The sequence below is a fragment of the Hymenobacter coalescens genome (genome assembly GCF_054783195.1).
In genome coordinates this window covers 16,732-28,250 of record NZ_BAAGRA010000016.1, presented here as the reverse complement: position 1 = coordinate 28,250, position 11,519 = coordinate 16,732, and the positions used below count along the sequence as shown (strand labels likewise).

Genomic DNA, 11,519 nt, shown 5'->3' with positions numbered 1-11,519 from the left:
GTCGGCGGGCCCCTAAGTTGTCAGGCATTCGCTGTCAGGTTAATCACAATAACCTGACTGACAACTGACAACAAGCAATTAAAAGCCCGTTTGCCGTTGAACGACTAATTCATGGGCGCCTAGGCTTCCGATGCGGACCCTAGAACGCCTCGTTGAAGGCGAAGTACAGCCCGCTCGACTGCCCCGAGCCCACGGCGTAATCGATGCGGATGGCCAGCCGGTCGGCGCGGTTGACGGCGATGCGCAGCCCGGCGCCGCCGGCCACGTTGAACTGCGCGGGCCGGAACTGGCGGAGCCGGTCCTGCACCTGGCCTGCGGCGCCGAATACCACGCCGCCGAGGCGCCAGAACAGCTGCTGGCGCAGCTCCAGCTGCGCCGACAGGGCCTGCCGGTCGCGGAAGCGGCCCTCGTAGATGCCGCGCATCATTCGCTCACCGCCCAGGTTGGCCAATTCCCGAAACGGCACCCGCCCGGCGTGAAACTGCCCCAGCAGCTGCCCCGCCACGATGGTGCGGGTGCTGCCCCGGCGCAGCGGCCGAAAATGGCGGGCGTCGACGAGGAAGCGCGAGAAGCCGTAGTCGCTGCCGAGGTAGCGGCCCATAAACAGCGCGCTGGTTTCCAGGTAACTGCCCCGGTACGTGCTCAGCACGTTGTCGCGGCTGTCGTAGAGCAGGGTTGGCCCCAGCCCGGATGTGATGGTGGTCTGCCGTTCACGCGGGTCGCGCAGCAGCAGCAGGTTGGGCCGGCGGCGGTCGTCGGTGGAGTCGTCGTCGAGGCGGATGTGGTGCAGGTCGGTGAGGCGGAAGCCCAGGCCCGCGAAGGTGTGGGGGCGCACCTTGCGCAGCACCCGCTGCGTGACGATGACCACCTTGTAGGAAATGTCGCTCTTTTCGGCCTTGCGGGTGTCGTTGCCCACGCCGTAGTAGTAATACGGGAAGTTGAAGTAGAACGCCTCGCCGCCCAAAATGAACTTCTCGCCGGGCGAAAAGACGGTGTAGGTGAGCGACAGGCTGGACTGCTTGCGCTGGGTGTAGTAGCCCAGCAGGCGGGCGTTGGAGCTGCGCGTGGCCGTATCCGCCCCGAAGCGCCACACCGGCAGCACGGCCGCGCCGTAGGCGATGCCCGTTTCGGGCTGCGAAAACACAATGGGCAGCGCGGCGACCTTCACCCGCCTCGGCTTGCGCGCCGATTCCGCCGGCGGCACGGCCGCTGGGGTTTCGGGCGCGGGCGGTGGGGTGGTCTGAGCTTGGGAATGCGGCGTGGCCGCCAGCAGCAGCCCGGGAAATGCAAGGAGAAGAAACCGGCTAGGCATCGGTATACGGAAGCAGCCGCCCAACTTGGACGGCTGCTAAATGTACCCGATTACGGCACAGCTTATTCTATTTGGCCGCGCCAAATGCGGAGCAAATCAGACTTTTCAGAACGCCTCGTTGACCCCGAAATACAGGCCCTGGCTGCCGCCCGAGCCCACACCGTAGTCGAAGCGGATGTTGATCCGGTCGCGACGGTTGAACTGGAAGCGCACACCGGCGCCGCCCGCCACGTTGAAGTCGGTGCCAAACTCATCCAAGTGCGAGGCAACTTGGCCCGCGCCCACGAAGGCGGCCACATTGATGCGCCAGAACAGGTGGTGGCGCACTTCCGTCTGGGCCGAAATCAGCTGCCGGTCGCGGAAGCGGCCCTCGTAGATGCCGCGCAGCAGCGAAATGCCACCCAGGTTGGCCAGCTCGCGGAAGGGCACCGTGCCGTTGTGAAACTGCCCGTACACCTGCGAAGCCCAGATGGTGCGGTTCGAGCCCAGCGGCTGGTAGTGGCGTGCGTCGAGGGTGTAGCGCGTGAACGTGTAGTCGCTGCCGATGCCCTTGGCGTTGAACAAGGCCTGCAGATCGAGGTAGTTGCCGTGGTACGTGCTCAGGATGTTGTCGCGGCTGTCGTGGACCAGCACGGGGCCTAGGCCCGAAACGGTGGTGGGCTGGCGCTGCCGCTCGTCGAGCAGCAGCAGCTGGTTCGGCCCATCGTCGTTGTTGTCGAGCGGTTTGTCGGCCTTGATGCTGCGCGCGTCGGTGAGGCGGTAGCCCAAGCCGCCGAACCAATGCTGGCGGAAGCGCTTCAGCCCGCGCTGCTGCAGGATAAACAGCCGGTAGCTAATCTCGCTTTCGTCGTCGAGGTCGGTGTCGTTGCCGATGCCGTAAAAGAAAATCGGGTAATCGAAAAACAGGAGGTCGCCGCTGATCAGGTAGCGCTCCTGCCGGGTAAAAATGGTGTGCGAGACCTGCAGGTTGAGCTGCTTTTTCTGCGAGTACCACCCCCCGATGCGCCCGTTGGATTTGCGCACGGTGGTATCGCGGCCGTGGCGCCAGGTGGGCAGGAAGGTCACACCGGCGGCCACCCCGGTTTCGGGCTCGTAGAAGAGCACCGGCGCCGGAATAAAGCTGGGCTTGTCGTTGGGGTCTTTGGCCGGGCGGGTATCGAGGGTTACCGCTTCGGCGGCGCGGCCCGACGCAGTATCCTGAATTTGGGCACGAAGGGGGGAAACCAGCAGGCCTAAGGCCAGCAGCAGTAAGTAACGAAGGCTCATGGATAGAAGGTGCGGGTGCCGCAGGCGGTATACCACCCCGGCCACGGCTGGCCGGTGGTGAGCGGCAATGCTCCGCTAACGGCCCGCCCCGCCCCGCGGTTGCCGCCGCCCTACCCAACCGGCCGACTCAGCGCCCGAGCACCAGCATCGAGAGCACGCCGGCGAGCATGACGAGCTTGCACAGCAGGCTCAGCCGTGCAAAATCGCGGCGGCGGTCGGCGCGCAGCAGCTGCCGGCCCAGCAGCAGCGCGGGCGCCAGTACGGTGCCCAGCAGCCAGAGGGCCAGCCGCCATTGGCCCTGCCGAAAACCGGCGCCTACCCCTCCCCCCACCAAAGCAATCAGGCACAGCAGAAACAGCCCGGCCACCCACTTGCTGCGCGCCACGCCCACCACGATGGGCAGCGTGCGGCAGTCGTGCTCGGCGTCGCCGCGCATATCCTCAATGTCCTTGATGATTTCGCGCACCACCGTGAGCAGGAAGGCGGCCAGCGCGTAAGCCCACACGGCCCCGCCGCCGGTGCGGCGCAGCAACTCGGGCAGGAGCACGGAAGCTGCCGTCAGCGTGGCAATGCTCAGGTTGCCGACCAGCGCCAGGCGCTTGAAGCGGGCCGAATACCCCCACAGCAGCAGGGCCGCACCCACCGTTACCAGCCCCACCATCCGGCTCAGCGCCCCGGCTATTACGATGCCCTCGAACGACAAGACCAAATGCGCCATCATGGCGGCGCGGCGCCCCACGCTGTGGCCCACCACCAGTTGACCGGGCCGGTTGATGGCGTCGATCTTGACGTCGTAATAGTCGTTGATGATATAGCCGCCCACTGCTACGCAGAGGGTGGCCAGCACCAGCAGCAGAAAGCGCACCTCGAGCAGGGCTGCCAAGGGTTGTTCGGGCGCCAGCAGGCAAGCCTGCGTCAGCACGAGCGTCAAGGCCATGATGAGTAGGTTGGGCAGGCGCACCAGCCGGGCCAGATGGCGCCAGCGGGCCGCCGCCCCGGCGGGTGTCGGCGCAGAAACACTCACGGGAGTAGGCATAAGCAACGGCAAAGCGGAACCGGCCGCCCGGCCGCCCCGGCAAAGCTACGCGGCAGCTAGGCGGGGCCGCGGCCGCGACCGAAAAAAAGCCCCTGCCACGACGCGGCAGAGGCTTTTGCAATAGGAGTAGTTGCAGAGGAAAAGTGTAATCAGACTTTCTTCACGTTTACGGCGTTAACGCCCTTGCGGCCTTCGCGCGTCTCAAACTCGACGCGGTCGTGCTGCTGCACCTGCATGCCGTTCAGGCCGGTAATGTGCACGAAGAAGTCCTCTTTGGTGGCATCTTCTGTAATGAAGCCGTAGCCCTTCGACTCATTAAAGAATTTGACGGTTCCTGTTTTCATTGGTAAGCGAAAAGGAGAAAGGTGAACAATGTTCCGGTAAATGTACCGGAATATCGCACACTTGCAAGTCTCGTTTTAGCCGGCCGGCAGGAGCAAATGCTGAAGCCGAATTTACCAGCGCCCCTGTGCTTTCAGCACCGCCTCAATTAGTTCGCGGACGGCCCCGCGGCCGCCGGGCAGCTCGGCCACGTACTGGCAAATGGCGCGCACGTCGGCGGCGGCATCGGCGGGGCAGGCGGCTAAGCCGCATTGCTGCATGACCTCCAGATCGGGCATGTCGTCGCCCATGTACGCCACGCGGGCCGCGTCGAGCTGGCAATCGGCAAACACTTTCAGCTTGTCATCGACGCCGAGGTACATTTCCGTCACGTCCAGCGACTCCAGGCGCTTGCGCACGCCCTCTTCCTGCCGGCCCGAGATGATGACCACGCGGTAGCCGCGGCGCAGCGCGTGCCGGATGGCGTAGCCGTCGCGGATGTGGAAGGTGCGGGCTTGCTCGCCGGTGCTCAAGGCCAGCAGCGTGCCGTCGGTCAGCACCCCGTCCACGTCGAACACAAATGCCTCGATGGCGGAGAAATCAGGAATCATCCAGTGGTGAGTTTGTGAAGTGGTGAAAGGATAAACGAGGCCCGATGACCTTGTTCACAACTTCACTACCTCACTGATTGTCGCGCCACTCGTATACCCACTTGGCCTGAATTTGCTCCAAGTGGCCTTCGTTGGCCTGTTCGCGGGTGCCCTGGAAGTTAGGCAGGCTCAGCACCCACTCCAGCAGATCGGTGAAGCGGATGCGGTAGATTTTGGCTTCGGTGAAGTCGTTGCCGAACTTCTCGTAGAGCGCCATGGCAATGTCCTCGTGGTCTTGCCAGTGCATGGGCGGCTCAAAGTGGGTCATCTGACTGAATTGTTAAATGGTCAAATGGCTAAATGGCCGACCAGGTGGATAGCTTCGCCGAACGGCCAGCCATTTAACAGTTCAGCCATGTAGCCATCAAAAAATTAGTGGCCCAGGAAGTCCTGCTTGGGAATCTGGATGATGAGGTTCTCGGTGGCGCTCTGCACCACGCACTGGCACGCCAGGCGCGAATTCAGGCGCGGGTCGACGGCCCGGTCGATAAAGTCTTCTTCCTTGTCGCTGATTTCGGGCAGCTCGTCGCCGCCGGCCAGTACGTACACGTGGCAGGTGCTGCAGCCGCACACGCCGCCGCAGTTGTGCTGCAGCTGAATGCCGTTGTTCAGCGCCACGTCCAGCACCGATTCGCCTTCGGCCGCCACGTGGGTTTGCTCGGGCTGCCCGTCCGAAAACTTAAAGGTGATATTGACGGCTTTCACGTGAGGGGGTTCTGCTTGCGGGGGTTGAAAACAAGGCTGCAAAGGTACGCACGCCGCTGCATAAAGCCTGAACCCCGGCCGGATGTTTACCGGACGCCTGCCAATGCGCTTTTTGCGGCCCTCGTTGCGGCCGCGCCACGGGTGCTGCGCCTTAGTTGTTTCCTTCTGCGCGGGCTACGGCCTGAATGCTGGCCGTCAGTTGCGCGTACAGCTCCTGCCAGGCCGGGTGCGCGGCCAGCGCGGCCGTGTGGGCCGCGATGGTGGCCGCATCGTGGCGGATGGCCGGGCCGGTCTGCACCCGAAACGGCGGGTTGCGCAGGGCCTTGTCCACGGTTTCGCGCACGAGCGGGTGCAGCAAATTGGCGGGCAGGTGGGCGTCGGTCAGCAGCGCATCGGCCAGGCCGAGCAGGTGGTTGGTGAAATTGCTGGCAAACACGGCGGCCACGTGCAGTTGCTGCCGGGCGGGCGTGGCCACCGGCAGCACGCGCCGGCTCAGCGAGTCGGCCACGGCCTGCAGCACGGCCATGGCGGGGGTGTCAGCGGCTTCCAAGCATAGGGGCACCGCCGACCAGTCGATTTGGCGGCCGGGGCTGAAGGTCTGCAGCGGGTAGAACACGGCCCCGCGCACGGCGGGCTGGGCGGCAAACAGGCCGAGCGGCAGCGCCCCCGACGTATGCGCCACCAGTGCCCCGGCGGGCCAGCGGCTGGCGACCAGCAAGGGCCCCACGGCGTCGTCGGGCACGGTGAGCAAGTACAGGTCGGCGGGCGGCGCGGCGCGCAGGTCGGGCGCGCGCCCGCTCAGCACCGCGGCCCCCAGCGGTTCGGCTACGGCCGCCGCCGACGACGCGCTGCGGCTCCACACGGCTACCACTTGGTGGCCGGCCTGCGCCAGCGCGGGGGCCAGTTGAGCGCCTACGCGGCCGGCACCCAGCAGAATGATTCGGAAAGAAGGAGGCACAACCCGCGAAGCTTAGAGGAGAGAACAATGGGCGTGGCAAGGTCGCACTTTGTCCGCGCACTCGGGCCGGCTTCCTTACGGGCGCAACTGATGGCCCTCGAGCACAGGCGTAAGCAAGTATGTAGAGCGGAATTTGCACGCCGGCGGCTTCCCGTAAGCCCCGCGTCCCCCCGAGCGCGCCCGTCAGCGGGTGGCCCAACCCGGGCGCCGGCCCGGCGGCGCGGGCCTGATTCAGCGGATTTGCTGCTGCCGACTAATTTCTGCAAAGGCTATTTACCTTTCCGCCCCCACTCCCAAGTGGGCGACGCGTGCCGTATCCTGTTATCTTGGGCCCGCCTTACTCCGAATACAAACAACCGTTTTTCACCCTTTTACCCCTTTCCACCCATGAACCACCTGTACTCTGTGGGACGGCCAGCAATGACTTGGCGCAAGCTGGCGCTGGCCGCGTTGCTGGCCACCTGCGCCGGCAGCGGCAGCGCGCTGGCACAAGCCCTGAATTACAACTCGGCCAGTTCTACCAACGTGGCGGGCACCTTCGCCGACTTGGGCACCACCGGCTCGGCCGTGGCCCTCGATAACCTGGACGACGCCACGTCCACGCCGCAGCCCATCGGCTTCTCGTTCAACTTCAACGGGCAGACGTTCACGCAGCTGCAGGTAAACACCAACGGCTGGCTAAAGCTCGGCACCGTCGCCCCGAGCAACGACGTAGGTTCCATCGAGTACACCTCGCAGAACATCATCACCAGCACTGATACGGATGACCAGAACATCCTGTCGGTCTTCGGGGCTGACCTGCTGGGCACCGCGGCGGCCGGCTCGGAGGTGCGCATGGTCACCACCGGCACCGCGCCCAACCGCGTGTGCACCGTGCAGTGGAAGAACATGTCGGAATACCCGGTGCTGGCCAGTGGCGCCGCGCCGCAGTACGGCAGCTTCAGCTTCCAAGCCAAGCTGTACGAAACCAGCAACAACATCGAGTTCGTGTACGGCCCGGCCACGCCGGGCACCACGGGCGCCGCCGCCAACAAAAACGCCAACGTGGGCCTGAAGGGCTCCGGCCCGTCCAACAACCAGCTGGTGCTGGCCACCAAGGCGGCCACGGCGGCTTGGTCGGCCGCCACGTTTGTCAACGCGCCGTACGCTTCCGGCCAATCCTTCGGCTTTACCCGCACCGTGGTGCCCGATCTGGGCCGCACGCTGCGCTTCGCGCCGGGGCAGGCCATTGCCAACGACGCGGGCGTGCAGATCATCTACTCGATGGCCAAAGTGGCGCGCACCGCCGGCTCGCCGCACACCGTGCAGGCCATCATCCGCAACCAGGGTTCCAACGCGCAGTCGAACCTGGGCGTGCGCCTGACGGTATCGGGCGCCACCACCTACACCAACAACAAATCCATCCTCTCGCTGCCGGTGGGCGGCAGCGCCACGGTGACGTTTGACGCGTACCCGCTCGCCAACCTGGGCACGAACACGCTTACCGTGTCGCTGTTGCTCGGCGACGACGACCCTTCGAACGACTCCAAGACGTTTAGCCAGGAAGTGACGGACAACGCGATGAGCGTGGCGCCCGGCGGCCCGCCGGCCAGCGCCGTGGGCTTTGAGTCTGGCCCAACAGCTTCGGCCTCGGCCTTCGCCGTGAAATACACTACTACGGCTACCCGTACGGTAACGGGCATTACGACCTATATCTACAGCGACCCGCAGGCCAACGCCGTGGGCAAAACGGTGTACGCGGCCGTGCTCAGCCGCACGGGCGCCGTGCTGGGTCGCACCCCCGACTACGTGGTGACGGCGGCTGATGCCAACACCCGCAAAACCTTCACCTTTGCCTCGCCCGTCACGGTGCCGGCCGGCGACTTCCTGGCGGCTTTTGTGCAGATGAACGCGGCCAACGGCGACGACTACTTCCCGGTAGGCACGCAGGAAGAGGAACCGACGCGGCCGGGTACATTCTTCACCATCAGCTCCTTCAGCCCGACCTCCGGCGGCAACCCGACCGACGCGGCTTCCGGCAACTTTGGTCAGTACATGATCGAAGCGGTGCTGAACGTGACCACCGGCGTCTCGAAAGCCCTCGACAACGCCGTGGCGCTGTACCCGAACCCTTCGTCGAACGGCGAGGTGACCCTGCAAGTGAGCGGTGCCCAAGCCGCGGGCCTGCAGGTGGAAATCACCAACACGCTGGGCCAGCGCGTGTACACCGGCACGGCCCGCGACAACTTCCGCAACCAGCTGAACCTCTCGCACCTGGCCAACGGCATGTATGTGCTGAAGCTGAAGGCGGGCGACCAGTACATGCTGCGTAACCTCTCCATTCAGCGGTAAGCCTCGGAGCTTATTCGCCCGAACGCAAAAGAGCGGCCTGCTTCGCGCGGGCCGCTCTTTTGCGTTCGGGCCAAGCCCTGCGCACTGACGCCGCAATGGTTGACAGCCGCGTGTAGCTTGCTTTGGCTGCGTCAGCAGACCGACTCTTGCGGTTTGCTCAGGCGCTTTATCCGGTCAGCCCGCGCCTGGGCCAGACGTGCTGAAACGAGAACGGGCGACCTGCTTCCGCAGGTCGCCCGTTCTCGTTGGCCGGTGTAGCCCAATGGGATTAAGCCACCTGCGGGGCCCGCTTGGCAGCGCGGGGCGTCTTGGCAGCTGCCTGGGCCGGCTTGGGCTTGCGCCCGCGCTGCACCACGGCAATGCCGAAGCCCAGGCCCATAAGCAGCGTGCCGCTCCAGAGCAGGTTGATGAATGGTTTCTCCATGGCCTTCAGGATGATGTAATCCTTTTGGGTGGTGCTTACGCCGAAGGTAAACTTGCCCTTGGCCGGGTCGATGTTGTCGAGGGTAATGCGCAGGCCGAGGTCTTCGACTTCGTCGGCTACGCGGCCCACCATGCCGTTTTTCACCACGAAGACCGGGTGCACGTGGTACTGGCGGTCTTTCTCGCCGTACACGATGATGTCGCCCTGCACGGCAATGTCGTCTTTGCTCAAACCCAGGCCGGCGGTGTTGTGCGCGGGCTCGGCGTTCTTGAACACGGCGAAGTAGTCGTTCAGGAACAACGTATCGTTCATGCCCACGGTGAACTGCTTGGCTTCCGTCCAATCCTTTTCCTTGGTCGGGTCTGGCACCGAAGACACGTGCGAGTAGATGTCGTGGTCCCAGAACAGCTTGATGTCGGGCGAGGCGAGCAGGCCGCCCATTTCCTCGTTGGCCTGGGCCCGCGGGAAGAGCACGAATTCCTCGCCGGTCTTGGGCTGCTTGTACACCACGCGGTAGTAGGTGTCCTCGGGGCGCAGCTCCAGCGTATCGCCAGCCTTGTAGTAGGTCTTCTCCCCCACCTTGATTTCGCCCCGGGCAATGGCCTTGTACTCGTCGTTGGCGACGGGGAAGAGCAGCTCCTTGTTCACGTACTCGGGCACGCCGGGCACGTCGAAGTACTGCCCGGTGTACGTCAGCTCGTACTTCCCCATCTGGGCCGCGTCGTTGCGCCACAGCAGCACGTTGTCGCGGTTGAGCTCTTCGGAGAATTCACGCGAGTAGAGCAGGCCCGAGGTGTTCTGCGAAATAATCTTGGAGTAGCCGGCCGAAGCCAGGATGCCGATCAGCATCAGCGCAATGCCGATGTGCGAGACGGCCCCGCCCGAGAGGCGCACGCCGCGGCGCACCAGCTGCACCAGCATGCTCACGTTGGCCAGCAGCCCGAACAAGCCGGTGGTCAGCAGCGCGATGTAGGGCAAGGACATCTGTTGGTCGCCGTTCTGGCGCACGAGCAGGATGACGAGGCTGGCGCCGAGCAGCGTCAGGATGGCCGGAATGGTGAAGGTGGCGCTGACCGTCTCCTTGTCGTTTTTCTGCCACCACATCAGCTGCGCGATGCCCGAGAACAGGGCCACGAACACGCCCAGCCACAGCTGAATCTTGGTGTAGTGGCCGATCTGGTCGGCGGGCAGGGCCAGGTTCGATTTCACGCCGAAGAAGCCCACAATGGCGTTGTACACCGGAATGCTGGTGGTAACCAGCACCTGGAAGGCACCCAGGCAGAGCACCGTGGCCCCGATGAACACCCACAGCTCCGGGTGGTACATGGTCAGCTCCTTATCCGATACCGGAATCTGCTGCCAGCGCCATACCAGCAGCGCAATGCTCAGCACCAGGAAAGCACCCAGGTACACCAGCAGCTGGCCCGAGAGGCCCAGGTCGGTAAAGGAGTGTACCGACGCGTTGCCGAGCACGCCCGAACGCGTGAGGAAGGTGGCGTAGAGCACCAGCAGGAAGGTGGCCACCACCAGGGAGAAGGCCGTGCGCAGGCCGGTTTTGCCGCGCTGCCAGAGCACCAGAGCATGCAGGCCGGCCACCAGCACCAGCCACGGAATGTACACGGCGTTTTCCACCGGGTCCCAGTTCCAGTAGCCGCCGAAGTTCAGCGTTTCGTAGGCCCAGTAAGCACCCATCATGATGCCCACGCCCAGCACGCCGCCGCCCACCAGGCTCCAGCGGATAGCGGGCTGCACCCACTGCGTAAGCTGGTTTTTCCAGAGGCCGGCAATGGCGTAGGCGAAGGGCACCAGCGTCAGGGCAAAGCCCAAAAACAGCGTGGGCGGGTGAATCACCATCCAGTAGTTCTGCAGCAGCGCGTTCAGGCCCTTGCCGTCCTGGGGCACCCAGTCCGGGTTGAGCTTGTACACCGGCAGGTCGGGCATGAACTCGCGCATCAGGATAAACGGCGAGGAGCCCAGCTTGAGGCTGCCCAGCGTCACGCCCAGAATCATGGAGGTGAGGAAGAGCTGCACGAAGGCAAACACGGCCATCACCGGTGCTTCCCACTGCCGCGCGGCGCGCATCAGGAAGGCGCCGATAATCACGTGCCAGAAGATCCAAAGCAAGAACGAGCCTTCCTGCCCTTCCCAGAAACAGGAAATCATGTAGTACACCGGCAAGTGGTTGCTGGAGTGCGACCAAGCGTAGTAATACTCGTAGCGGTGCCCGTGAATGATGCCGAACAGCGCCACGATGACGCCCAGCACGGCCACCGCGTGCACCACGAAAGCGCCCCGGCCCAGCTGCAGCCAAGCCGCATCGGTGTCGCCGAGCGCCCGGCCCCGCGACGCCATGAAATACCCCAACGCGGACACTACCGCCGCCACGAAGGCCACGATAACGCCCAAATGTCCCCAGTCGCCGATGTTCATTGCTGTCAATTAAAAATGGAGAATTAAAAATTAAAAATTGAAGACTGTGCTCATGTCAGCCGCTTCCCAGCGCAGCCAGAGCACAT

The 11,519-nt window shown here is 64.4% G+C and carries 10 protein-coding genes; 1 reads left to right on the top strand and 9 read right to left on the bottom strand.

Annotation, left to right across the window (positions count from 1 at the left end; all coding sequences use genetic code 11):
- Positions 1 to 139 precede the first annotated feature (139 nt).
- From ACYVKQ_RS11550 to ACYVKQ_RS11515, 8 genes are all read right to left on the bottom strand, one after another.
- A complete protein-coding gene (locus tag ACYVKQ_RS11550) occupies positions 140 to 1,312 on the bottom strand; it encodes a BamA/TamA family outer membrane protein (RefSeq protein WP_460675488.1) in 1,173 nt (390 codons plus the stop codon).
- Between the two features lie 105 nt (positions 1,313 to 1,417).
- Complete coding sequence (locus ACYVKQ_RS11545; protein ID WP_460675487.1) at positions 1,418 to 2,578, bottom strand: BamA/TamA family outer membrane protein; 1,161 nt, start codon at positions 2,576 to 2,578, stop codon at positions 1,418 to 1,420.
- Between the two features lie 127 nt (positions 2,579 to 2,705).
- Positions 2,706 to 3,602 (bottom strand): geranylgeranylglycerol-phosphate geranylgeranyltransferase, encoded by an 897-nt coding sequence (locus ACYVKQ_RS11540; RefSeq protein WP_460675486.1) that lies wholly within the window; start codon positions 3,600 to 3,602, stop codon positions 2,706 to 2,708.
- A 161-nt stretch (positions 3,603 to 3,763) separates the two neighbouring features.
- The gene (locus tag ACYVKQ_RS11535) at positions 3,764 to 3,958 is read right to left on the bottom strand and encodes a cold-shock protein (RefSeq protein ID WP_460675485.1); all 195 of its coding nucleotides are present in this window, start codon (positions 3,956 to 3,958) and stop codon (positions 3,764 to 3,766) included.
- Between the two features lie 111 nt (positions 3,959 to 4,069).
- Positions 4,070 to 4,546 (bottom strand): KdsC family phosphatase, encoded by a 477-nt coding sequence (locus tag ACYVKQ_RS11530; RefSeq protein ID WP_460675484.1) that lies wholly within the window; start codon positions 4,544 to 4,546, stop codon positions 4,070 to 4,072.
- A gap of 70 nt (positions 4,547 to 4,616) precedes the next feature.
- Positions 4,617 to 4,853: a Fe-S cluster assembly protein IscX gene (iscX, locus tag ACYVKQ_RS11525; RefSeq protein ID WP_460675483.1), complete on the bottom strand. Its 237-nt coding sequence runs from the start codon at positions 4,851 to 4,853 to the stop codon at positions 4,617 to 4,619.
- Between the two features lie 104 nt (positions 4,854 to 4,957).
- Positions 4,958 to 5,290 carry a 2Fe-2S iron-sulfur cluster-binding protein gene (locus ACYVKQ_RS11520; RefSeq protein WP_460675482.1) on the bottom strand — a complete coding sequence of 111 codons (333 nt, stop codon included), beginning with the start codon at positions 5,288 to 5,290 and terminating at the stop codon, positions 4,958 to 4,960.
- A 151-nt stretch (positions 5,291 to 5,441) separates the two neighbouring features.
- Positions 5,442 to 6,248, bottom strand: a complete 807-nt coding sequence (locus ACYVKQ_RS11515) for a Rossmann-like and DUF2520 domain-containing protein (protein WP_460675481.1) — start codon at positions 6,246 to 6,248, stop codon at positions 5,442 to 5,444.
- Positions 6,249 to 6,635: 387 nt separating this feature from the next.
- Here ACYVKQ_RS11515 and ACYVKQ_RS11510 point away from each other — a divergent pair, with 387 nt between their 5' ends.
- Positions 6,636 to 8,579 (top strand): T9SS type A sorting domain-containing protein, encoded by a 1,944-nt coding sequence (locus ACYVKQ_RS11510; RefSeq protein ID WP_460675480.1) that lies wholly within the window; start codon positions 6,636 to 6,638, stop codon positions 8,577 to 8,579.
- A gap of 268 nt (positions 8,580 to 8,847) precedes the next feature.
- Here the strand turns inward: ACYVKQ_RS11510 and ccsA are convergent, their stop codons facing one another.
- Positions 8,848 to 11,433, bottom strand: a complete 2,586-nt coding sequence (ccsA, locus tag ACYVKQ_RS11505; protein WP_460675479.1) for a cytochrome c biogenesis protein CcsA — start codon at positions 11,431 to 11,433, stop codon at positions 8,848 to 8,850.
- Between the last annotated feature and the right edge of the window lie 86 nt (positions 11,434 to 11,519).

What these genes read in the sequence shown, in the direction of transcription:
- ACYVKQ_RS11535 (WP_460675485.1), bottom strand. Translation starts at nt 3,958, where the DNA reads ATGAAAACAGGAACCGTCAAATTCTTTAATGAGTCGAAGGGCTACGGC.
- ccsA (WP_460675479.1), bottom strand. Translation starts at nt 11,433, where the DNA reads ATGAACATCGGCGACTGGGGACATTTGGGCGTTATCGTGGCCTTCGTG.
- iscX (WP_460675483.1), bottom strand. Translation starts at nt 4,853, where the DNA reads ATGACCCACTTTGAGCCGCCCATGCACTGGCAAGACCACGAGGACATT.
- ACYVKQ_RS11550 (WP_460675488.1), bottom strand. Translation starts at nt 1,312, where the DNA reads ATGCCTAGCCGGTTTCTTCTCCTTGCATTTCCCGGGCTGCTGCTGGCG.
- ACYVKQ_RS11545 (WP_460675487.1), bottom strand. Translation starts at nt 2,578, where the DNA reads ATGAGCCTTCGTTACTTACTGCTGCTGGCCTTAGGCCTGCTGGTTTCC.
- ACYVKQ_RS11530 (WP_460675484.1), bottom strand. Translation starts at nt 4,546, where the DNA reads ATGATTCCTGATTTCTCCGCCATCGAGGCATTTGTGTTCGACGTGGAC.
- ACYVKQ_RS11510 (WP_460675480.1), top strand. Translation starts at nt 6,636, where the DNA reads ATGAACCACCTGTACTCTGTGGGACGGCCAGCAATGACTTGGCGCAAG.